The 21215-nt window shown below is 42.9% G+C and carries 26 protein-coding genes; 19 read left to right on the top strand and 7 right to left on the bottom strand.

Annotated features, from left to right (window positions below; translation table 11 throughout):
- Window positions 1-20: 20 nt before the first annotated feature.
- Together hypE and OEX01_07305 are read left to right on the top strand one after the other, a co-directional pair.
- Complete coding sequence (gene hypE, locus OEX01_07310; GenBank protein MDH5448789.1) at window positions 21-1058, top strand: hydrogenase expression/formation protein HypE; 1038 nt, start codon at window positions 21-23, stop codon at window positions 1056-1058.
- Between the two features lie 110 nt (window positions 1059-1168).
- Entirely contained in the window at window positions 1169-1543 is a 375-nt protein-coding gene (locus OEX01_07305; GenBank protein MDH5448788.1) for a hypothetical protein, read from the top strand.
- A 794-nt stretch (window positions 1544-2337) separates the two neighbouring features.
- Here OEX01_07305 and OEX01_07300 read toward each other — a convergent pair.
- Both OEX01_07300 and OEX01_07295 read right to left on the bottom strand, forming a co-directional pair.
- On the bottom strand, window positions 2338-3090 hold the full coding sequence (locus OEX01_07300; GenBank protein MDH5448787.1) for a hypothetical protein: 753 nt from the start codon (window positions 3088-3090) through the stop codon (window positions 2338-2340).
- Between the two features lie 79 nt (window positions 3091-3169).
- Window positions 3170-3745 (bottom strand): restriction endonuclease, encoded by a 576-nt coding sequence (locus OEX01_07295; protein MDH5448786.1) that lies wholly within the window; start codon window positions 3743-3745, stop codon window positions 3170-3172.
- Between the two features lie 802 nt (window positions 3746-4547).
- On the opposite strand from OEX01_07295, the gene OEX01_07290 reads away from it, so the two are divergent.
- The 7 genes from OEX01_07290 to nadC all read left to right on the top strand — a co-directional run bounded on the left by OEX01_07290 (window position 4548) and on the right by nadC (window position 10751).
- Window positions 4548-5294 (top strand): endonuclease NucS, encoded by a 747-nt coding sequence (locus OEX01_07290; protein ID MDH5448785.1) that lies wholly within the window; start codon window positions 4548-4550, stop codon window positions 5292-5294.
- 109 nt (window positions 5295-5403) lie between these two features.
- Window positions 5404-6228, top strand: coding sequence for a terpene cyclase/mutase family protein (locus OEX01_07285; protein ID MDH5448784.1), 825 nt, complete (start codon window positions 5404-5406; stop codon window positions 6226-6228).
- A 6-nt stretch (window positions 6229-6234) separates the two neighbouring features.
- Window positions 6235-7053: a hypothetical protein gene (locus OEX01_07280; GenBank protein MDH5448783.1), complete on the top strand. Its 819-nt coding sequence runs from the start codon at window positions 6235-6237 to the stop codon at window positions 7051-7053.
- 40 nt (window positions 7054-7093) lie between these two features.
- On the top strand, window positions 7094-7987 hold the full coding sequence (locus tag OEX01_07275) for a fumarylacetoacetate hydrolase family protein (GenBank protein ID MDH5448782.1): 894 nt from the start codon (window positions 7094-7096) through the stop codon (window positions 7985-7987).
- Between the two features lie 68 nt (window positions 7988-8055).
- A complete protein-coding gene (locus tag OEX01_07270) occupies window positions 8056-8682 on the top strand; it encodes a TIGR00296 family protein (GenBank protein ID MDH5448781.1) in 627 nt (208 codons plus the stop codon).
- On the top strand, window positions 8669-9892 hold the full coding sequence (locus OEX01_07265) for a hypothetical protein (protein ID MDH5448780.1): 1224 nt from the start codon (window positions 8669-8671) through the stop codon (window positions 9890-9892). The genes OEX01_07270 and OEX01_07265 overlap by 14 nt, the downstream gene beginning before the upstream one ends.
- A gap of 31 nt (window positions 9893-9923) precedes the next feature.
- Window positions 9924-10751, top strand: a complete 828-nt coding sequence (gene nadC, locus OEX01_07260) for a carboxylating nicotinate-nucleotide diphosphorylase (GenBank protein ID MDH5448779.1) — start codon at window positions 9924-9926, stop codon at window positions 10749-10751.
- Between the two features lie 376 nt (window positions 10752-11127).
- On the opposite strand, the gene OEX01_07255 is transcribed toward nadC, so the two are convergent.
- The 4 genes from OEX01_07255 to OEX01_07240 form a co-directional block, all read right to left on the bottom strand.
- Complete coding sequence (locus tag OEX01_07255; GenBank protein ID MDH5448778.1) at window positions 11128-11388, bottom strand: hypothetical protein; 261 nt, start codon at window positions 11386-11388, stop codon at window positions 11128-11130.
- A 4-nt stretch (window positions 11389-11392) separates the two neighbouring features.
- Window positions 11393-12073, bottom strand: coding sequence for a DUF4152 family protein (locus OEX01_07250; protein MDH5448777.1), 681 nt, complete (start codon window positions 12071-12073; stop codon window positions 11393-11395).
- 80 nt (window positions 12074-12153) lie between these two features.
- Complete coding sequence (locus OEX01_07245) at window positions 12154-12768, bottom strand: RlmE family RNA methyltransferase (protein MDH5448776.1); 615 nt, start codon at window positions 12766-12768, stop codon at window positions 12154-12156.
- 2 nt (window positions 12769-12770) lie between these two features.
- Window positions 12771-13148: a transcriptional regulator gene (locus OEX01_07240; protein ID MDH5448775.1), complete on the bottom strand. Its 378-nt coding sequence runs from the start codon at window positions 13146-13148 to the stop codon at window positions 12771-12773.
- 134 nt (window positions 13149-13282) lie between these two features.
- On the opposite strand from OEX01_07240, the gene kae1 reads away from it, so the two are divergent.
- Genes kae1 through OEX01_07205 form a run of 7 tightly spaced genes read left to right on the top strand, consistent with a single transcriptional unit; the run spans window position 13283 to window position 18163 of the window.
- Window positions 13283-14320: a KEOPS complex N(6)-L-threonylcarbamoyladenine synthase Kae1 gene (gene kae1, locus OEX01_07235; GenBank protein ID MDH5448774.1), complete on the top strand. Its 1038-nt coding sequence runs from the start codon at window positions 13283-13285 to the stop codon at window positions 14318-14320.
- Between the two features lies 1 nt (window position 14321).
- Window positions 14322-14969: a Kae1-associated kinase Bud32 gene (locus OEX01_07230; GenBank protein ID MDH5448773.1), complete on the top strand. Its 648-nt coding sequence runs from the start codon at window positions 14322-14324 to the stop codon at window positions 14967-14969.
- A complete protein-coding gene (locus OEX01_07225; protein MDH5448772.1) occupies window positions 14966-15361 on the top strand; it encodes a VOC family protein in 396 nt (131 codons plus the stop codon). The genes OEX01_07230 and OEX01_07225 overlap by 4 nt, the downstream gene beginning before the upstream one ends.
- 5 nt (window positions 15362-15366) lie before the next feature.
- A complete protein-coding gene (locus OEX01_07220) occupies window positions 15367-15951 on the top strand; it encodes an XTP/dITP diphosphatase (protein ID MDH5448771.1) in 585 nt (194 codons plus the stop codon).
- Window positions 15952-16009: 58 nt separating this feature from the next.
- Window positions 16010-16453, top strand: coding sequence for a 30S ribosomal protein S15 (locus tag OEX01_07215; GenBank protein MDH5448770.1), 444 nt, complete (start codon window positions 16010-16012; stop codon window positions 16451-16453).
- Window positions 16454-16467: 14 nt separating this feature from the next.
- Window positions 16468-17916 carry a DHH family phosphoesterase gene (locus tag OEX01_07210; protein MDH5448769.1) on the top strand — a complete coding sequence of 483 codons (1449 nt, stop codon included), beginning with the start codon at window positions 16468-16470 and terminating at the stop codon, window positions 17914-17916.
- The gene (locus OEX01_07205; protein MDH5448768.1) at window positions 17900-18163 is read left to right on the top strand and encodes a KEOPS complex subunit Pcc1; all 264 of its coding nucleotides are present in this window, start codon (window positions 17900-17902) and stop codon (window positions 18161-18163) included. The genes OEX01_07210 and OEX01_07205 overlap by 17 nt, the downstream gene beginning before the upstream one ends.
- Before the next feature lie 14 nt (window positions 18164-18177).
- On the opposite strand, the gene OEX01_07200 is transcribed toward OEX01_07205, so the two are convergent.
- Complete coding sequence (locus OEX01_07200) at window positions 18178-18582, bottom strand: hypothetical protein (GenBank protein MDH5448767.1); 405 nt, start codon at window positions 18580-18582, stop codon at window positions 18178-18180.
- Between the two features lie 170 nt (window positions 18583-18752).
- Between OEX01_07200 and OEX01_07195 the strand changes: the two genes are divergently transcribed.
- The 3 genes from OEX01_07195 to OEX01_07185 all read left to right on the top strand — a co-directional run.
- Entirely contained in the window at window positions 18753-19229 is a 477-nt protein-coding gene (locus OEX01_07195) for a C-GCAxxG-C-C family protein (GenBank protein ID MDH5448766.1), read from the top strand.
- 134 nt (window positions 19230-19363) lie between these two features.
- Window positions 19364-20647, top strand: a complete 1284-nt coding sequence (gene serS, locus OEX01_07190; protein ID MDH5448765.1) for a serine--tRNA ligase — start codon at window positions 19364-19366, stop codon at window positions 20645-20647.
- A 12-nt stretch (window positions 20648-20659) separates the two neighbouring features.
- Window positions 20660-21215 (top strand): 30S ribosomal protein S3ae (locus OEX01_07185; GenBank protein ID MDH5448764.1); only part of this gene is annotated, 556 nt, incomplete at its 3' end.

Genomic DNA, 21215 nt, shown 5'->3' with positions numbered 1-21215 from the left:
CAGAGAGCGAACGGGTTACGATGGCTCATGGTGCAGGTGGCGCTGTGATGGCTAAGTTGATTGAAAGGTTTGTTTTGCCTTATCTTGGTGGTTTTAAGGGGGCTGAGGTTGGTTTGGAGGTGTTAGATGACGCGGCTGTTGTGGATGGTGTGGTGTTTAAGAGTGATTCGCATGCCGTTCGTCCGATTTTCTTTCCGGGTGGGGATATTGGGCGGTTGGCAGTGGCCGGGACAGTGAATGACTTGGCTGTTTTAGGGGCTGAGCCTGTGGCTTTGGCTTGTGGATTTGTGCTTGAGGAAGGGTTAGCTTTTGGTGATTTGGAGCGGGTTTTGGCGAGTATGAAGGTGGCTTGTGAGGAGGCGGAGGTTTTTGTGGTGACTGGGGATACGAAGGTGGTGGAGAAAGGCAGCCTTGGAGGGTTGGTGGTTAATATGAGTGGGATTGGCAGGCGTAGTAAAGCCTTAGACCATAATTTGGCTGTTGTTAGGAAGTATAGAAGCGGCTTTAGTGCTCGTTGGGTTTTAGATGGAAATTTGCGGGCGAGTGACCGGGTTATTTTGTCGGGGACGATTGGGGATCATGGGTTGGCCGTCTTGTCGGCGCAGGAGGGGTTTGCTTTTGGTAGTGGGATTGTATCGGATGTTAAGCCTTTGAACCGTGTGATTGAGCGGGCCTTAGAGGTTGGGGGGGTGGTGTCTATGAAGGATCCGACTCGAGGTGGGTTGGCGAATGCTTTGAATGAGTGGTGTGAGAAGGCGAGTGTGGGGATTTTGGTGCATGAGGATAAAATACCGATTAGGGAGGATGTGCGGGTGGCGTGTGAGATGTTAGGAATTGACCCGTTAGAGGTTGGGAATGAGGGGAAGGTGATTGTTGGGGTGGTGGAGGAGATGGCTGAAGAAGTTTTAGAAGCTCTAAGAGGCACTAAAGAAGGGAAAGATGCGGAGATTATTGGAGAGGCTACTGATGAGTTTGATTTGGTAGCGATGGAGACAGTGGTTAGAGGTAAGCGAATTTTGCCGATGCCAGTTGGTGATCCGGTGCCGAGAATATGCTGATGTTGACTGATTTTGGAAGTTTCTTCTGCAAGTCATAAAAACTGAAGCAAAGGACATAGCTCATTATCGAAAGGAAGGCAAAGAAAGATGAGGAAAAGCTAATATGCGCCTTGCTTTTCGGAGAGGCAAAGACAAGAAAGAAAGTTGAACACCTTGCTGAGTCCTACCGGAATTGTCCTTACATAAATCTGATAGCAATTAAGGAGAACCAGCTTTTTGCCACTTACTTTCTTCCAGAAAGACAAAGATGGTGGATTGAGTCCATAGAGAAAAATCCATTGAACACAATTGGACTGGAAAAAGCAAGAGTTACAATCGTAGACAACATTTACTATCCTAGAGAGTTGAGGATGCAGCTTCCAAAGAACCCGCAAGATGTTTCACCATGTGAATCGAATTGTGAAACCTGCCCATATTATGGAAAGTGCACTGGCTGCCCAGCTACAATATTCCACAGAAGAAAAGGAAAGAGCAAAGAATACTGACAAGAGCAGTGGCAGAGAGTTAGCTGTGTGGTGTTGATGGGTGTGAGGTTTGTTGTTGGCTGTTGTTTGGAAGAGTTTAAGAGGTATTATAGAAGATTAGCCTTGGATGTGGAGTGGCGAGGGACGTTTGGGTCTACGGAGGAGCTTGGTTATATGTGTGTATGAAAGAGAGGGCTCTCTGAGAATCCTTCTTTGCTTATTGTCTGGAGGGAGAAAGGTGAGTTTGCTGTCATGCGATTCGGCACGAGTCAAGTACTAAAAAGTTGAACGGTGAACGGTTCATTTCATAGAATTGATCTTCATTAAGAAAACAACGTTTTTCTTGCCGTGGTGAACCCCTTTCACATTGTATCGCTACAGCTTCTCCATCTTCACTTATCTACACGTACTTGCCAAAGTGCCCCGCTTCTGGATGAAACTTCTTATCTGATGAAATCTTCACTTTATCTCCAATTTTAATTTTCACTTTTAGTATATTCTCCTAGGCATGTGTGATTGGTTTCTAAACAGCGATAATGTAAGCGAGCTAAAGACTATTGTTTTACTTTTACGAACTTCTTTTTCTTTGTCGATAGATGCTAGTGTATATCTTGTAGATTTCCACCAATCCCTTGTTTTTCAGGGTGGTAATTGCTCCTGCAATTCGCCTGTTGGGCAGGTTCTTGGTCTGAATCTCTCCAACCTCTTTAATGAATTAATAAGTTTTCCGTTCTATTCCACTTAATCTTTCAATTTCATCTTTCATACTTGTACCTTGTGTTGTTTCTTATTGTAATTGAGCGCGCAAAAAGATTTCAGGAAGCTATTATTTTCTCTTTGGCGAGCACTCGTCGGAATGTTTTATTGCATTTGGGGCATTTATAGTGACCTATAGTGAGCTGTAGTCTTTCACCAGTCTTACTGGGTCTTCCAGCCATTTTCCAAGTCTTGATAGGAATCGTTTCGATTCCGCATCTAGGACATGTTGCTTTCTCTGAATTGTTAAATGAATTCAACAGCTCTCTCCTAAGATCTTCTCCGGTCTTGTCAATTTTTCGGATAGCCTCTGCAAGTTCCATGTCCTTAAAAATGCCACTTATCCACTTGGCGAAGTCTCCTCTTTTTTGATGAAATTCAAGTGAAGCAACTGGAACTTTACTCATTTTCTTCCTCAAATCTTGTAGGTTTAAAGCTACTTCGTGGAGCGGTTTACCGACATCCTCGTAGAAATAGAATCCCCATTCGCTGGAAATCTCCTTCTTAGCTGGTTCAGGAGGAACATTACACTTAGGAAATCTGCCATGCTTTTGCCTGTACTCGTCTAAAAGTACCTTCACTCTATCTTTTTGTTTTGAAGTAAACTCTCTTTTATAATATTTGGTTTCGCGTTTGCGAGGGTCATCAGAAAAATTTGTCTTCAAATAATGAGTAAATTCTTCTTGAAGATTGACAGTTTCTCCGATGTAGATAAGAATTTTGTCTCCATTATAGAATGCATAAACTCCAGGTCCTTTTGGAATGTTTTTCGCCTTATCGCCCCAATAGTATATTTCCCCTGAGATTGACATATTTTCACCTCAAATGGTTAAACATAATTTGCACACGTCATAAGCTCGATTTCTTCCTCAGACATTATTCATAACACCATTACTTTGATTGATTTTTCTTATTATTCATTAAGTTATGCAGCCTTAGAAGCCGTAAAAGGTCATTTTGCAGAAATCTTGTCCAACCGCGTTCAAAGTGGAATGAGGCGTTATCACTGATTAGCCTGATCTTGCATGGGTACTGTCCATTCAAATGGCCCTTACAATCAGACTCTTTCTCCGGAATCTTACCACAATTGGCTTTGCATAGACCATCTATAAGATCCTGTATCTTAAGGTAGAGTCTCTGCGGTTCAAGTGAGGGCATGAAACTCTCTGATATCATCTGGATGTTTTCTCGTTTCATCTCTTTCTTTGCTGCTTCCGTAAACCTCTTGCTGATGAGAACTCCTTTATCATAGTCCTTAAGCTTCATGATCTCAGACATCTCCTTAACAGCGTCTATACCAACAACGCCAGATCTTGATTCTGGCGCGGTTATAATGCGCAACAATATCTTGTCATCCGATTTGGCGTCTGAAGCAGTAAAGTCTATCCCTTTATCCCATTTTTGTTTTTCTTCATATTCGTAATCTCTGATCGTCATGACTAGTTCTGCCTTATCTTCGATACTCATTTAAAACTTACGCCTCCACACTGTTTTCTACTCCATCCTCACCATCTTAAATGGAAGACAAGGCTATCTTCGCATCAAAAGCCATTAGATCTTTGAGGATTTAAAACTTAATCTTGTCATCCATTCTTGTTAATATGATTCTCATAATAATTAATATACCCTTCCGTGAACACTTAGAAACTAGTTGGTCAAAGCTCTCTCGAACTCAAACATACTCTAATTCCTACTAGGTTCTCAGTAAGAATCTCTTGAGCTTTAGACAGTTCTTTCCACATTTCATCTAGAACTATCTCCCAATTGTCTTCATATCAATTGAGAAGTATATAATGGAAAAGGATACTGGAACTGATACTTCTAGGTTATTTGAAGCCAAATAAAATCTAGTATAAGCTAGCCTCAACATACAAAACCGCTGTCTATCTCCACAAGTCTGGGATTTTCGCTGCTTTAACCAACTTCCACTTCCCTAGAAAATCCTTCCGGTAAAAATGATACAACCCACACCGCGTACACTGCAAAACCCGCCTCCCCTTCTTCAAATCCAAACTATACAATTCCAAAACCTCACCACAATCAATACACACCCCCCGATGCCTCCGCTGCTCCCCCTCACCAAAAACCCCACCACCCATAAATACACCAATCTAACAATTGCCACCTACACCATATAAACACTACCACACACCCGAAACCTATTAGGAACCAAATAGAACAGTCTACCCATCACGCTAAACACACACAAAACTCCAATAACAACCTTTAATACAAAACATAACTTCCTCATCTTCAAGAGCGAAAACAAATGTACAAGTTCATTCTCTACTATGAGCAAAAAACCCCATACCAAAACAGAATAAACCCAATCATCCAAACTTTGGAAAGGATACAAAAGAAGTGGGAAATCGACTTCAGCATTATAGAGACAGAAACACTGCAGCAAGCACAAGTTGAACAAGTTAAAAACGGCATACGCAGCATCACCCCTCAGATTAGAGGAAAAATAGTAAGCGCCAAAAACAAGATCCTACCCTTATCAAAAACCAAGAACCTAAACACAACAAACACACCGATCCTCATACTATACCACAACAAAAGACCAATCAACGTTTATCCTCACATGTTAGGAACAACATACTTCGAAATAGAACTACAACTCAAAAACATTTCAGAAATTGGCCCACAAGCCCACATGGTTGCAAAGGGTCTCCTAGAAGAACCTATACAAAAAATACTCGCCGACGATCCGTCAATTCTAGAAAAGAGAATGCAATTCAAAGATGCGAACAAAGATGTCGGCTTCGGCGTGGTAGATGTGCTTCTCCAAGATGCATGCGGTAGAATAGTGGTCGTGGAGATAGAAACAAAAGCAACCGAAACAGCTGTGGCGCAAGTATCTAGACTTGCCGCAGGCTATGCGTCACAAAACAAACTTTCCCTAGACAGTGTGCGTAAAGTAATTTTGTGTCAACACTTCGACGAGAAAACTATAAAGTCATGCCAAGGAGCTAACGTTGAACTCTACCAATTAACCACAGAGAAAACTTGTTAAACTCACACTCTCTAATGAAAAGATAGGAAAAAAGTGAAAGCCCATCCCTCATTGATTAGTACAACTTCTATAAACAGAAAGTGGAAACATAATGTGGTGAATATGTGAAATGAACATTGAAGCAGCTTTAAACTTCATTCAAGAACACGGAAACACAATCGACAGATACCGCATCAACTATTTGTTAAATGAAAGGCATAACGATGAAATTCCCTTAAAAAATCTAAGAAGCATACAGAACAAAGACGGCGGTTTCCCCTACAACCTTGAAAAAGACAAACACAGCAGCGTAAGCGAAACATGTTCCACACTAAATCTCATCAGAGAGCTTGACTTGAAAGAGTCTAATGTCTGCAAAAAAGCTATACAGTTCCTCTTCAAAACCCAGCAACAAAACGGAAGTTGGGACGAAAACCTAAGAATAGCAGAGTACAAGCCTCCACCATGGGACACACCTGCAAAGCCAGAGACTAGAACATGGCTAACTGCAGAAGTAGCAAACAAGCTAATCCAGCTAGGCTACCACAACTCGGAATATGTTAGGAAAGCAGCGAAGTTTCTTATGCAAAACAGAGACAAAAATGGAAAGGTAGCGGGTTACCGAATCGCCACGTGGATAACCATCTCAGTGTTTGCCCAACTTGAAGGCATTGAAAACGAAATAGTGCAGAAATCCATGAAGCTTGTTGAAGAATGGTTGCAGGAAGAAGAAATAGACGCCTCGTTCCTAAACTGGTACTTAGAATGTCTTCATGACGCGAAAATACCGCGAAATCATCCGCTAGTTCAGATTTGTCTTGAAAAACTGGTTAAGCTGCAACAAAAAAATGGAAGCTGGACAAGTGTGGATGGTGAAAGATACATTGTGCCTACTACAATAACTGCGCTGAAACTATTGCGAGACTTCGATGTTTGGACAGCACAAGGAAAGTGAACGAAGATGGTTAGCACGAAAGAAATTATGGACGTAGCCCTAAAACTTGTAGACTTCGAATCGGTGCCAGCAGACAGCGCCATATACGTTGAAGGAAAAAACATCAAAAAGGTTCTGTTTGGAATTGACGCAGATGTTCCAGAGCTTTTGCTTGCAAAACAGCTAGGCTACGATGCTGTAATCTCTCATCATCCTAAAGGCGGATCAGCTGTCATCAATTTCTATCAAGTTTTCAGCCGACACGTTCAACAGATGATAGACGCTGGCGTCCCAAAGCATGAGGCTGAGGAGGCAGTTCGCAAAAAGATGAAGGCTTTGGAAGTAGAGATGCACACCAAAAACTACAGCCACGCAGTGGATATGGCTCGGCTTCTTAGAATGCCTTACATGAACATTCACACGCCTTTAGACGAGCTGGGAAGAAGAATGATGGCTCAGAAAATCAAACAAGAAACTGGGAAAGACGCCACAGTAAGGGACGTTGTTTCAGCGCTTAAGAAATTGCCAGAATTCAAGAACGCAACAACAGACATCGAGATACGTCTAGGAGACGCTGCAAATCTCGCTGGAAAAACTAGGGTATCCCACGGCGCTGGAACAAATGGAGGCTACGAAATCGCGAAAACATACTTTAAACATCGAATAAACACGCTAATCTATATCCACATAAGCTCCGCAGACCTTGAAAAACTAAAGGCTGACGATGCAGGGAACTTAATAATCACTGGACATATCGCAAGCGACTCTGTAGGAATAAACCCATTAATTAAAGAGCTGGAAAACAGAGACATTCTTGTGACTAGATTGGGAATAGTTCCTCCTTGAAAGAGGAGGTTAAATAAACGAAACTGTTTAGGCGACATCGATGAAGCTGGTTTGTTTCTCAGACTCAACAAAATCCTACGGAGTTTTAGAAGAAGATCAAGTAATCTGCTTGTCTACTTTGGCAAAGGCGTTGGAACAACCTTATCCGCACAGCCTCGAGGCTTTAATCTCTCAAAGCATAAAAGAAACAAGCATCGAACAGTTGATTCAAAACGCAACAAAAACAACTCTTGAACAAGCAGTATTCCCCCTTAGCAAAGTGAAAATATTAGCGCCAATCGCGACGCCTCCGAAAATTATCTGTCTAGGTCTAAACTACAAAAACCACGCTGCAGAACAAGAAAAAGCCCCGCCTGACGAACCAGTAATTTTCATGAAACCCCACACAACCATAATAGGTCCAAACGAAAACATTGTTAAGCCCCATTTCGTGAAACAGCTTGACTATGAGGCAGAACTAGCAATCGTAATGGGCAAAAAGGCTAAAAACGTCTCAGCCAATGATGCTAAGTCATATATTTTTGGGTACACAATTCTCAACGATGTTTCCGCACGGGATATACAGTTCAAAGATAAACAATGGACTAGAGGAAAAAGTTTTGACACCTTTGCACCTACTGGTCCTTGCATCACTACTACCAACCAAATAACTGACCCGACCAATTTACGGATTTGCACATGGGTAAACAAGGAATTACGACAAGATTCTAATACCAGCAACATGGCGCTCAATGTTTTGGAAATTGTGCATCATCTCAGCCGTGTTATGACGTTGGAACCATGCGACATCATTGCCACAGGTACTCCTGCTGGAGTAGGGTTCGCTATGAAGCCTAAGTCCAAGTTTCTCCAAAAAGACGATGTTGTAGAGATAGAAGTAGAGGGCATAGGTGTTTTGCGGAATAGGGTGGTTGAAGATAAAGCCACACTTTAGCTGGGTTTATGGATAAGTTTAAGACTTTCACAACACATTAGTCAATTAATTCAGTTGAGGAGAACTCTGTGGTATCCCAGCTAACACAGGAAGAAGGCGAGTTTCTAGTTAAACTTGCCCGAAAAGCTGTAGAGGAATATTTAAAAACGGGCAAAGTAATCAACGCGCCAAAAGATACCTCTGCCAAGCTGATGCAACGCTGCGGAGTTTTCATCACCATTAACCGCCTTGAAAACAGCAAGAAAAAACTAAGAGGATGCATAGGCTACCCCTATCCAACCACTATACTAGCGCAAGCAGTCATAGAATGTACAATAAGTTCAGCAGCTCAAGACCCACGTTTCCCTCCTCTTTCCCCAGACGAACTTGACCACGTTGTTTTTGAAGTCAGTGTCCTCACACCCCCAGAACTTGTAGAGGTAGAAAATCCGAAACATCTTTCGTCAAGGATTAAGGTGGGCGAGGACGGTCTCATCGTAGAAAGAGGACTCTATAAAGGTCTTCTATTGCCCCAAGTGCCTGTTGAATACAACTGGGATGCAGAAGAATTCCTCTGTCAATGCTGCATAAAAGCCAGTTTACCCCCAGATAGCTGGCTAACAAAGATGACAAAAATCTATAAATTTCAAGCAATAGTTTTTGCGGAAGAAAGCCCAAGAGAAAAAATAAAACGAAAAAAACTTGGCGGAAAATAAATCCATGCGAGTTCAATTTGCCCCAAGCGGTGTCGGACTCGGCCATGCAGGCCGCTGCATCCCCATAGCACGAGGACTACAAAATAGAAATGGAAACACCGAAATCTTTTTCTCAACATACTTAGACGCTGTTAGCTACGTCCGCCAAGAAGGATTCTCCACAGTTGAAGTCCCACCGATGGACTTTAAAGTTAAACCTGATGGAACGGTGGACTTTAGAAGAACAGCTGCGAATCCTGGTCCCTTCGTTGCTTCTTTCAATTTTTTGGAACAAGTGGGTAAGGAAATTGAAGTCATGGGGACTTTTAAACCAGATTTGGTTGTGTCGGATTCAAGAGCTTCACCTATTGTTGCAGCACGAATGCTGGGCATCCCGACTATTTGTATACTTAACCAGTTCCAAGTAATCATTCCGAGGGAAACACATTATTTGCGACTCGCCAAATTTGCAGACGCCATAACTCTTGCAATTCTTGGAAAAATTTGGACGACAGGGGTTAAGGTGATGATTCCAGATTTCCCACCACCCTATACAATATCTACAGATAACCTGCGTATTCCTAAAGCTTATAGAAAAAAAATTAAACTCATCGGTCCAATTCTGCCAGTTCGTCCCGACGCATTGCCAACTAAGAAAGAGTTACGTAAAAAACTTGGTTTGCAAGATGAGAAACCTGTGATTTTTGTGCCTATCAGCGGTCCTTTGAAGGAAAGAGCTTATCTTATAAGCATTCTTCAAAGAATCTTTACAAGTTTTCCAGACAACTATCAAATCGTTATGTCTCTTGGATACCCAAAATCCAATGCAGCTCCTGTTCGATATGGTAATTTTACAGTTTTCAGATGGATTCCAAACCGTTTTGAATACATGAAAGCATGCGACATTGTAATTTCCCGGGCGGGTCATGGAACCATATTGCAAACCATTTGTTATGGTAAACCTGCAATCTTAATTCCCACGCCGAGCCACACAGAACAACATAATAACGCTAAAAAAGCCATAAAACATGGTGTTGCTTTGATGATTGAACAAGAAAACCTCCACAGAGAGACGCTTTTGTCAACGATGAAAGAAATGATGGAAAACAAGCGTTTTGTCCAAAAAGCTGTGGAAATTCAGAAAGAGGTTTCTGTCGTAGACGGGTTAGAAACAGCTATCGAAACGACTTTGGAAGTAGTGGAAGGAGGTAAAGCTTGTATTTCTGCCTAGAAGGGTTTTAGAGGAAAAACTGCGTAGGTTTCTGGAAGAAGACGTTGGACAAGGCGACATAACCACTTATCTCACGATTCCTCAAAACGTAATTGTTGAAGCCGAAGTTGTTATGAAAGAAAGCGGCTTAGTGGCTGGAATAGAAGAAGCATTGGTCTTATGTGCAAGCCTAAATCTGCAAGCGAAAGCTCTAACCTCTGACGGCGCCCAAGTTAAACCTAAGAACGCTATACTGCGCATCGTCGGGGATGCCAGAACTGTTCTTTCTACGGAGCGAACGCTTCTTAACTTACTTTCTAGAATGAGTGGCATAGCAACCGCAACAAACAATTTACTAGGCAAAATTAAAGCAGCTGGTTATAAGACACGCGTTGCTTGCACCAGAAAAGTGGCGCCGGGGCTTGGTTATTTTGACAAAAAGGCTGTTTTCCTCGGCAGTGGTGATACGCATAGGTTGCATCTTGACGATTTAGTTTTGATAAAAGATAATCATATAAAAATTGTTGGCAACATTAAAAAAGCTATGCGAAGAGCTTGTGAAACTATTTCTTTTTCCAAGAAGATAGAGGTTGAAGTAGCATCTGTTGAGGATGCTTTGGAAGCAACGAAGGCTGGTGCCGCCATAATTATGCTAGACAACTTTTCCCCAGCTAAAGTAAGGAAAACTGTGTCCTTTTTAACTAAAAAAGGAGTTAGAAACAAAGTGTTGCTTGAGGCAAGCGGTGGAATAACCGAGAAGAACATTATTGAATATGCGGCGGCAGGCGTTGACGTTGTAAGCATTGGCGAAATTACTCACAGCGTAAAGGCGTTAGACATGAGCCTTGAAGTTGTCAACGTTAGAAAAGCTAAAAAATGACCCCCTTTTTGCATGTTTTGTGTGGACGTATTCTACTGGATATTCCTCAAGCTTAAAAACAAAAAAGAGTTAGCCAGCAAGGCTTTTAACTTTGCAACATATTTCTCATAGCCCATTCAACAATAGCCGAAATCAACAGAATCAAAACGCAGATTGTAATGAGTATACAAGTCCTCACTGCCTCTTTCTTGCCACGATGTCTTAACATTTGCAAAAACAAAACAACGCTTTGAGCCATGGCAACAGAATAGACGCCGAACTCTAGCCAAAAAATAGGCGTGAAGAACAATAATAGGAACGTCAGAATCGGTGGAACTCCTTGTGCAATACTAAGTATAGCAATAACCGTCCCAGTGTTAAAGAGAACAAAGCTGCCCTAAAATGGTCCAATGATGGGAACAAACATGATGAGGGTGTGAAGTAAGTTGTTTCCAAAAATGAAGCGGGGGTCATTAAATCGTTCAAATTCTTCTTCGACTTCACCTCTAATTTTCTGTGCTTCCGACATATCAATTTTGAAAACCAGCGCTCCGAGAACTGTGACAACCAAAGCAGTAATCAAAAAAATCGCAATAATTATAATTCTCGTATGCACATCAAATCGTATAGTTTGAAGCTTTTCCATAACGCCAGTCACTTAACTATCTCCCCTTAGGAACTATTCTTAGCACGCGAAATCCTCTAGCACACGGATTTAACATGTCCTTTATTTGAACTGCTTCTAAGATTCCTTTGTTGTCTTCAGCGTATCCCGCAACGTCATGTTCAGCTGCAATAAGCGACTGGAGCGTAACTCTGCCTTGAGTAAGCCTCGCATAGCATTTGGAGGGCAAACCTAGAATCTGCTCTTTGTTTTCTTTTAAGGCTTTCTCGCAAGCGTAAAGAATTGCATGAGCTCCGGTAGTCAGCTCTGCGATTCTCACAGGAATGCTCTCTTTTCCAATAGCCAACACGTCTATGCCGTAAACTCGTTTGATGTCAGTTGCCAGCTTTCTTAGTTTTGGCAGAATCTTCAAAACCCTGCTGCGAGCTTTTCCTCTAAGTTGAACTGGCGAAATCTCTTCTACTAACAGTCCACCTACAGACATATCTAAATGAACCACATCAGCTCTAACCTCTTTCAGCAATGTCTGGCAGAGTTCAAGTTCATGAATTATTAAAACATGTCCATTTTCCACTGGAGCAAAGATCGGCTCAGCTAAGAATTGGCAAGCTTCTCTGTAAGGTGGTTCTACGAGAACCGTGGCTGCCGCAACAATTTGCAAAGGCTCGAAGCGAGTGTTTAATATGGCTGCCCCCGAGTCTGCCGCAACAACTTTCAATGTTCTCCCTCAACTCCACATATTAGAATACACGTTTAACCCTTAACACAAACAAACAACTAATAAAGAATTTCACAGGATCATTTGTCCTTTTTCAAACCCATTCCTAGAACGAAAATCTCAGCACTCTTCGCCCGACTTGCCTTCGGCTTCATTATTTCAACTCTTGCAAAATGCTCCCTAACTTCCTCAACAAAACCTTTGAACATGTCACCTTGAAACACTTTCACGAAAAAGTTACCATTTGCTTTAAGAAATTTCAAAGCAAGCGTCAAAGATTGACGAGCTAAGTCTATCTGCCGCGCGTGATCAACCTCCCAGACTCCGGAAACATTTGGCGAAACATCTGAAATAACAGCATCAACCAAGGAGGGTAAAATCCTCTCAATCTGCTTCGATATTTCAGAGTCAGTTATATCGCCAGTTATAGTGTGAACGTTAGCTACTTTCAAGGGGTCAATACTTTTTAAATCAACTCCCAGAACAAAACCCGCTTTTCCCACAATTTTTCGAGATGCTTGTAACCAACCGCCCGGTGCTGCGCCTAAATCAACAACAACGTCACCTTTTCTTAGAAAACGGTATTTTTTTACTGCTTGCAGAAGTTTGTATGTTGCTCGAGAACGGTATTTTTCCTCTTTAGCTTTTCTAAAATAATAATCTCGCTTTCGTTCTCTTACCCACGCTTTAGGCAACCTTAACTGTCACCTTGCAAGCCAACGTCTTCTCGGGCTAGGCTGGTGAGCCATTCGGTTAGCTTCTCACAATCATTTGGTGAGGTGGCACCGTAGGCGCCACATCGAATGCTCTCGGGACAGCTTAAGCATGGACAATCTATTATGGAATTTATTGAAGCCGGCTTTCTTTTCGGAAACAACCTATAAGTCCATCGACCTTCGAAAAGTTCGCGTTCACGTCGTATAAGCCCCTTGTTTTCTAGTTTAATGGCTATTCGGGAGCCTTCTCTACTGCTGGCGTCCAGTTGACGCCACAAATCTGATTGAAGCACGCCCTCGTCACCAGTGTTGGCGATGAATTGTAGAGCCTTATGCTCCAAGGCGTTGCGTTTAGGCATCTCTCGGTGTCCTCAAGTTTTCAATATAAATAGCGCTGTCTAAGAATAAAAATATGTATGTAAAAACACCACTTTAGCTACTTTAAAATAAACTGAGAAGTGTTTAATTTAACGATCGTATATTGCCTGTATGGATGTTGGAACGGTTGCAAAGTCATAATCAAACACAGAAATTTTGCCTAGGCATAGAAGCAACAGCAGACGACTTCAGCGTTGGAGTACTAAACTTCGAAGGAAAAGTTCTAGTAAACATAATTAATGCTTTTATACCGGAAACGGGTGGCATCCACCCGCGAGAAGCCGCGAGACACCACGCAGAAGTTGCCGGAGAAGTTATTTCCACGGCCTTCCAAGAGGCAGGAATAAAACCCAGAGACATTACTGTCGTTGCTTTTTCGCAAGGACCCGGTTTGGGGCCGTGCCTTCGCACAGGTGCAACTGTCGCTCGAGCTTTAGCATCATACCTTAACGTTCCTTTGGTGGGTGTTAATCATTGCGTGGCACACATTGAAATCGGTAAACTTGCAACAAATGCTCGGGATCCTGTTACCTTGTACGTTTCTGGAGGAAACACGATAGTTTCGGCTTTTGACGCTGGGCGTTATCGTGTTTTTGGTGAGACTTTGGACATAGCTGTGGGCAACTGCTTGGACGTTTTTGCACGGGAGGCTGGGCTTCACCAACGTGAGGGAATGCCGTTCGGCGCTATGGTGGAGAAACTTGCAAGCAATGGAAAAGAGTTGGTTGACTTGCCTTATAGTGTTAAGGGCATGGATTTGTCTTTCAGCGGGCTTCTTACAGCCACGGTTAGGCTTCTTAAAAGTGGAAACCATAGACTTGAAGATTTGTGTTATAGCTTGCAGGAAGTGGCATTCTCTATGCTCACCGAAGTTACCGAACGTGCTCTGGCACATACCGAAAAGCGCGAGGTCCTTTTAACGGGAGGGGTAGGAGCAAACAAACGGTTGCAAGCCATGCTAAACGCCATTGCTGAGGAACACGATAGTTGTTTTTGCGTAGTTCCAAAACAGTACGCCTTAGACAACGGCGCTATGATTGCTTGGACGGGCATCCTTGCTTACAAACACGGCGTGACTACGCCTGTTGACAAGAGTTTTGTCAGACTGAAATGGAGACTTGAAGACGTAGATGCACCATGGGTTGAAGGATAGAATGCTGATTAAGAAGGGAGCGGAAGCAAGTCTATTTCTTGAAGATTGGCAAGGTCGGAAAGTGATTATGAAGCGACGGCTTCCAAAAAAATATAGACTTCCTGAGATAGATGAAAAAATCCGCACCTACCGAACCATTCACGAGTCCCAACTTCTTCATTATGCAAAAGAAGCGGGAGTTCCAACTCCCACAATTTTTATGGTGGGTTTGGCTGATTCGAACATAATCATGGAGTTTGTTGAAGGTAAACAGGTAAAACAGGTTTTAGACGGGCTTTCTTTTGAAGAGCGCAAAGGATTAAGCAAGCACATCGGCGTACTTATCGGCCGTCTTCATTGCAAGGGTATTATTCACGGCGATCTTACAACTTCTAACATGATACTAACTCTCAGTGGCAAGGTGGTTTTTGTTGACTTTGGACTTGGAGAAAAAACTGTTGAGCTTGAACTAAAGGGAGTTGATCTCCATCTTATGAAGCGTGCATTCCAAAGCACCCATTTTCGCTACGCCAAAGAATGTTTCAACGCGGTTTTAGAGGGCTACACTAAAATAGTTGGGGACAAAGTGGCGAAAAAAGTATTACGTAAAATACGCGAAATTGAAAAGCGAGGTCGATATATTTCTGAAAGGAGGAAAACAGAAGAATGATCAATAATGTCCGGTGCATAACTCTTTCCGTATCCGATCTCAAGACTGCCGTTGATTTTTACGAAAAAACTTTGGGATTTAACAAGAAGTACGAATACCCTTCTTACGCAGGCTTTCAATGCGGCGGAGTGGAAATCGGGCTTAGACCCGGCAGAAAGGAAAAGGAACGTATAGAAGATGCGCCATCCATTGAGTTCTTTGTAGACAACGTAGACGCAGCATATGAAACACCGAAAAAAAAAGGTGTAAACTTCGTCAAAGAACCACACGATGAGCCTTGGGGAGGCCGAGAAGCAAGCTTCCTTGACCTTGACGGAAACCTTTTAGAGATTGTGCAAATTAGCTGGAAAAAATACTTCGAAGTAAGCGTGAAAGGTGCTAAGGCTCCGTGACGATTATGACTGATTTCCCGAAAGGCAGAGTTGCGTTCCTCGTAACAAGCAACATCCATAAATTCAACGAAGCCCGCAGAGTTTTAAACAAATACAAAATAGCGACAGCAATGCTGAAAAAAATTGGCGCAGTTGAAATTCAAGACGATAACATAGATAATGTTGCAAAAGCCAGCGCCGTAGACGCGGTTAAAAAATGCAATCTACCTATCATGGTTGAAGACGCAGGGTTATTCATTAAAGCGCTAAAAGGCTTTCCAGGTCCCTATTCTTCACATGTTTACCGAACAATCGGCAACGATGGCATTTTGCAATTGATGGAAAACATAACCAACAGAAACGCAAGTTTCAAGTCAGTTGTGGCTTTTCTAAGCCCCACAATGGACAAACCATTATGCTTCAGTGGTGAAGCTAAAGGAAAGATCGTTAAAGAAAAACACGGTAGCGGAGGATTCGGCTTTGACCCAATTTTCAAACCCTTAAACTCCTCGAAAACTTTTGCCGAAATGACTGTTGAGGAAAAAAATCAAAATTCACATCGTGCCTTAGCCTTTTACAAATTCGCAGAATGGTATACAGCAAGTTTTTAGTTCTCAGAAGTCTTAAATATCTGCGATGAGTCGTTAAAAGAGCTCTCGGAGGGCAAGACTGTTGCCTAAGCAAGAAAAAGGAAAATCACATTCAATTCGCCCGGTAAGTAAGCGACCGCCTTCGTGGTGTAAGTATGAGTCCGAAGAAGTGGAAGCGCTGATCATTAAGTTGGCGAGAGAAGGACATTCTGCTAGCAGAATAGGCACCATACTGCGGGATCAACACGGCATCCCACTGGTCAAACCTATAACAGGAAAAAGCATCACTCATATCTTAGCAGAAGCGGACATGGCGCCATCTATGCCAGAAGACCTTGAAATGCTAGTTAAGAAAGCTTCGCGGCTCTCCACACACCTTGAGAGAAACAAAATGGATTTAGCTAACAAAAGATCGTTACAGGTTGTCGAGGCTAAAATTCATAAATTGTCCAAGTATTATAAACGAGAAGGCGTTTTACCGTCTGATTGGAAATATTCTCCCAGAGCTGCTTCTATCGTCTAAGTCTTGGGGTGAACATGGCGATAGAAGAAAACGCCAAAAAGGCTTTCACAAGCGATGCCTCTAAGGCAGCGAAGCTCATTTCTAAATGCGCTGAAGAAGGCGGGTTCATCCACGTGATTTCTCATTTAGACGCTGACGGTTTAGCAGCAGCCGGCGTCATCGGGAAAGCCTTGTGGAGGCTTGGCGCCAATTTCCGTGTGAGAATTCAGCAATGGGTAGACGAGAAAATTGTTGCAGACATAACTTCTGACAAGCCTACGCTTACCCTCTTGACGGATTTGGGCAGCGGCTATCTAAACGTGCTGAGCAAACATCTTTCCAACAATCAAATAGTTGTCTTAGACCACCATCAACCAATCGGCGACGTTACTTCAAACATACTTCAAGTGAACCCTCACCTTCATGGAATTGACGGCTCCAAAGACATTAGCGGCGCAGGCGTTGCCTATTTTGCAGCCAAAGCGTTAGATGATGCAAATAAAGACTTGGCGGGTATAGCCGTAGTAGGCGCGTTGGGCGATTTGCAAGACAAGTATGAACAAAGAGCGTTGGGAGGGCTGAACGAGACGGTTGTGGCTGACGCTGTAGCCGTGGACTGCTTGAAAGTCGAGAAAGACCTCATGTTTTTTGGCAGAGAAACGCGCCCCATACACAAAGCCCTAGCCTACACCACAAGCCCCTTCCTTCCTGACATCAGCGGCGAAGAGGACAAAAGCCTTGCTTTTCTCGTTAGCCTCGGCATAAAACCAAAACACGGAGACAAGTGGAGAGCGTTAAGAGATCTCTCTGAAGAGCAGAAGCGGCAGTTGTGCTCCGCGCTTTCAGACCACCTGATTTCCAAAGGCTATCCAAGCGACGTGTTAAATTTGGTGGGTTCGGTTTATACGCTTGTGCATGAAGAACCTTGGACTCCGTTGAGGGATGCTCGTGAGTTCTCGGTTTTGTTGAATGGCACGGGGCGCATGGAAAAAGCTGGCTTGGGCGTTGCCATTTGTATGGGTGACCGGGGTTCTGCTTTGGAGCAGGCTGAAATAGTTTTGCGAGAATATAGGCGAACTATTACCAAGTATTTAAGTTGGTTGATGGAAGAGCCTGATCGTATTGACGAGTTAGAAAGCATATATGTTGTTCGTGGTGAAGGCTTTATAAATGAGAAGGTGATTGGCACTCTTTCCTCCATTCTTTCAACGAGTTTGCCAAAGCTGGAGAAGCCTATTATTGCTTATGCTGTTGCTGACGAAGAGGTGGTGAAGGTTTCGGCTAGGACTTTGGATATGCTGACGAGTAGGGGATTAGATTTGGGCGAGATTATGCGTGTGGCTGCCGAAAAATTTGAGGGTAAGGGTGGTGGACATGACATTGCTGCAGGAGCTCAAGTTCCCATAAAAGACGTGGATGCCTTTGTCAAGTTAGTAGACGAGTTGGTTAAGAAACGGATGGAGCAAATTGAGGCTGGAAGCTAGGCTTTCCTTTGCTTATGAAACTGGAAGGGAGGCAAGGGCTGTTGTTGAAGCGGTTTCGCCAGACAACGTTAAGACACCTCAAGGCTTAAGCGTCGAAACGGTGAGGAGTGACTGCTGTTTGTTGGCTTTGGTGCGTTGTGAGAAATCGTTTGGGACGTTTTTAGCAACTTTAGACGATTTGTTGGCTTGCATATCTGTGGCAGAAAAAGCCTTTGAGACTGTTAAGACACAAAAGTCAAAGTCATAGTTTAGCAGGCAGAACTAACTAGTTGGCGCGATGTTGTCGATGATTTGCAGTGTTTTTTTGTCGTAGGACTTGACAGTTACGTCAACTTCAAATGAACAGTTCGTTGCGTCTAACGTGAAGTTCTCGCTTCTGAAAATTCTTTTTCCGTTCTCGATTGGTTCGTGCCAACTAAAATTTTGATTCGTAGTCAACTTCACTCTGAGAATGTCATCTCCTGCGCTGCCGATGTCGAATCCGAAAAGGACACTGTTATTTAAGGAGGCGAATTCGCCTCTGGTTATGGTTAAGACGTTTTGGGGTTTAGATGACAGCTGCCTTATTTGTCCAAACTCGCCGCTGAGTTCTCCCACAATTGTTAATGAAGCGGCGATGCCAATCAACAGTAGAAAGAGAATTAAATTTCTAGAGAATTTTACCAAGCTACAGACCCTCGTTTATCCTCTAACACTTGACTTTAAATGTATTATCATTTGGTTCAACGAAGAGCATCATATGAGCTTTTCTAGTAAAGATATTACTAAGCATCCTTTTTTTACTTTGAAAGGTCTAATATGTAAAGAACTGCGAAATCATTTAGGTGATTAATTTGATGTGCAGGGATAAAGTTGTTGAGTTGGCTAAATTTTATGCTGCAAAGGGTTTTTTGTGCTCCGAATCTGTTTTGCTGGCGATCAGCGACTGTTTAGAAATCAGGAATGAGTTGATCCCGAAAGTTGCAACGGGGTTTGGCGCAGGTATGGGTGGTCGTGGGTTAGTATGTGGTGCCATAAGTGGAGGTATTATTGCTCTGGGGCTTAAATTTGGAAGAGATAATGTAAGAAAACAGAAAATAAATCCTTATTGGTTTGCGTTCGAGCTTCTTGAGCAATTTGAAGGGGAATTTGGCTATGTAACGTGCAGAGAATTAACTGGGTGTGATTTCACCACAGAAGCAGGTCGAAGGAAATATACGGACGGAAAGCTTTGGGAGGCAAAATGTTGCCAATATATCGGAAGCGTTACAGCCATAGTCTTTGACTTGATCTTTGAGAGAACTATAGAAATCGATCGCGCATTACGACCTTAATAGAGCTTGCTGATTTTGGGAGTAGTAAGACACCTCCTATCTTCAGAAAATGCTAGTAAAAAAAGTTATTTAGTTGCGAAAAGTAGCTACATAAAGCTAAATAACTGATTTCCACGTAGGAACGTTGAATGACTTTGTTGGACATTAAACTAATTCGTGAACACCCAGAAATTGTGAGACAAAATTTAAAGAAGCGAGGCGACGCCGAGAAACTTCAAATGCTAGATGACTTAATTAACCATGACCGCGAGTGGCGTCGGCTTTTGACAAAGGCTAACGAACTTCGGCATGAAAGGCGAAAAGTTACGAATGAGATAGGTGCTTGGAAAAAGGCTGGAAAGCCAGTCGAGAAGCGGATTGAAAAAGGTCGCAAGCTGGACGCTGAAATTGTTGTTTTAGAGAAGCAAGTGGAGAAACACAGACAAAACGCCAACTACGTTCTAATGAGACTGCCCAACCTTTTACACGAATCTGTGCTCATTGGAAAAGACGAAAATGATAATGAAGAGGTCAAGGTGTGGGGCAAGCCTCCAAAATTTGATTTCAAACCAAAAAACCACCTAGAAATTGCACAGACTTTAGGCTTGATTGACGACGAAAGAGGCGCCAAAGTTGCAGGCCACGGCTTCTTCTACCTCAAAGGAGACTTAGTGCTTCTAGACTTGGCTCTGCAGCGGATTGCCATCGACTTCATGGTTAAAAAAGGATACCAACTTATCGAGCCACCTTTTATGCTGAGGCGAAAACCTTACGAAGGCGTAACCGACTTGGCAGATTTTAAAAATGTCATGTATAAGGTTGAAAACGAAGACTTGTACATGATTGCCACAGCCGAACATCCCTTAGCAGCCATATTTATGAATGAAGTTCTGCTCAAAGACGATTTGCCAATAAAACTGGTTGGTGTGAGTTCATGCTTTAGAAAAGAGGTAGGTACCCACGGTAAATATACTAAAGGGTTGTTTAGGATGCATCAGTTCAACAAAGTGGAGCAGTTTATCTTCTGCCTTCCTAGCGACTCGTGGAATTTTCACGAAGAACTGCAACAGAACGCGGAAGAACTGTATCAAGCGTTAGGGCTGCACTATAAGGTGGTGAACGCTTGCACTGGCGATATTGGAACAGTGGCGGCGAAGAAGTACGACATTAATGTTTGGATGGCTGACGGCGTTTACAGAGAAGTTGGTTCAAATTCGAACTGCACAGACTACCAAGCTCGACGTCTAAACATCCGCTACCGAGAAAAGGAAGGTCAGGCGCCCAAAGGCTTCGTTCACACAATAAACAACACCGCTTTAGCAACAAGCAGAACAATGCTAGCAATACTGGAACAATACCAACAAAAAGACGGGACAGTTCTTATTCCTGAAGCGTTAACCAAATACATTAATGGCTTAGAAAAGCTTGAGCTACACTAAACGTTTTAATACTTGGATGTTGAATTTTCCAGACGCAACGAGGGCAAAAATGTGTCTAAACGTGGAAGAAGGCGTGTTCGTGACAAATGGCGCAACAAAGCTTGGTACACAGTCATGACGCCGAACTACTTCGGGAACGTTGAACTGGGCGCTATACCAGCAGATGACCAAAAAAAACTTGTTGGCAGAGTCCTAGACGCTACGCTTTATGACATTACCAACGACTTTTCGCATCAATACCTCAAAATGTATTTTCAAGTCACCGAAGTAGACGACAAAACAGCCAAAACAGTGTTCAAAGGCCATGAATACAGCAGAGACTATCTGCGCAGCTTGGTCCGCCGAAGAACTACCCTTATTGACGCAGTTCTCAATGTTACAACCAAGGACAGTTACAAGCTTAGGGTTGCAGTGAGCGCCTTTACTTTGAACCGTGTGAAAACGTCTCAAGAGTTGGCTATAAGAAGCATTATGAGACGAATTGTGGGCGAGAAGGCTGCTGTCCTTACTTTTGATCAGTTTGCCCAAGAGGTGGTGTTGGGCAAGATAGCCTCGGACATTTACAATG

The organism is Candidatus Bathyarchaeota archaeon, from assembly GCA_029882535.1.
Taxonomy (GTDB): domain Archaea; phylum Thermoproteota; class Bathyarchaeia; order Bathyarchaeales; family SOJC01; genus JAOUKM01.
Note: the sequence above shows the minus strand (reverse complement) of the source record. Positions and strands in the feature narration are given on the sequence as shown.

What these genes read in the sequence shown, in the direction of transcription:
- OEX01_07225 (MDH5448772.1), top strand. Translation starts at nt 14,966, where the DNA reads ATGATCAATAATGTCCGGTGCATAACTCTTTCCGTATCCGATCTCAAG.
- OEX01_07230 (MDH5448773.1), top strand. Translation starts at nt 14,322, where the DNA reads ATGCTGATTAAGAAGGGAGCGGAAGCAAGTCTATTTCTTGAAGATTGG.
- OEX01_07275 (MDH5448782.1), top strand. Translation starts at nt 7,094, where the DNA reads ATGAAGCTGGTTTGTTTCTCAGACTCAACAAAATCCTACGGAGTTTTA.
- OEX01_07300 (MDH5448787.1), bottom strand. Translation starts at nt 3,090, where the DNA reads ATGTCAATCTCAGGGGAAATATACTATTGGGGCGATAAGGCGAAAAAC.
- kae1 (MDH5448774.1), top strand. Translation starts at nt 13,283, where the DNA reads ATGTTGGAACGGTTGCAAAGTCATAATCAAACACAGAAATTTTGCCTA.
- OEX01_07195 (MDH5448766.1), top strand. Translation starts at nt 18,753, where the DNA reads ATGTGCAGGGATAAAGTTGTTGAGTTGGCTAAATTTTATGCTGCAAAG.
- OEX01_07285 (MDH5448784.1), top strand. Translation starts at nt 5,404, where the DNA reads ATGAACATTGAAGCAGCTTTAAACTTCATTCAAGAACACGGAAACACA.
- OEX01_07220 (MDH5448771.1), top strand. Translation starts at nt 15,367, where the DNA reads ATGACTGATTTCCCGAAAGGCAGAGTTGCGTTCCTCGTAACAAGCAAC.
- OEX01_07290 (MDH5448785.1), top strand. Translation starts at nt 4,548, where the DNA reads ATGTACAAGTTCATTCTCTACTATGAGCAAAAAACCCCATACCAAAAC.
- OEX01_07240 (MDH5448775.1), bottom strand. Translation starts at nt 13,148, where the DNA reads ATGCCTAAACGCAACGCCTTGGAGCATAAGGCTCTACAATTCATCGCC.
- OEX01_07210 (MDH5448769.1), top strand. Translation starts at nt 16,468, where the DNA reads ATGGCGATAGAAGAAAACGCCAAAAAGGCTTTCACAAGCGATGCCTCT.
- OEX01_07295 (MDH5448786.1), bottom strand. Translation starts at nt 3,745, where the DNA reads ATGAGTATCGAAGATAAGGCAGAACTAGTCATGACGATCAGAGATTAC.
- OEX01_07280 (MDH5448783.1), top strand. Translation starts at nt 6,235, where the DNA reads ATGGTTAGCACGAAAGAAATTATGGACGTAGCCCTAAAACTTGTAGAC.
- hypE (MDH5448789.1), top strand. Translation starts at nt 21, where the DNA reads ATGGCTCATGGTGCAGGTGGCGCTGTGATGGCTAAGTTGATTGAAAGG.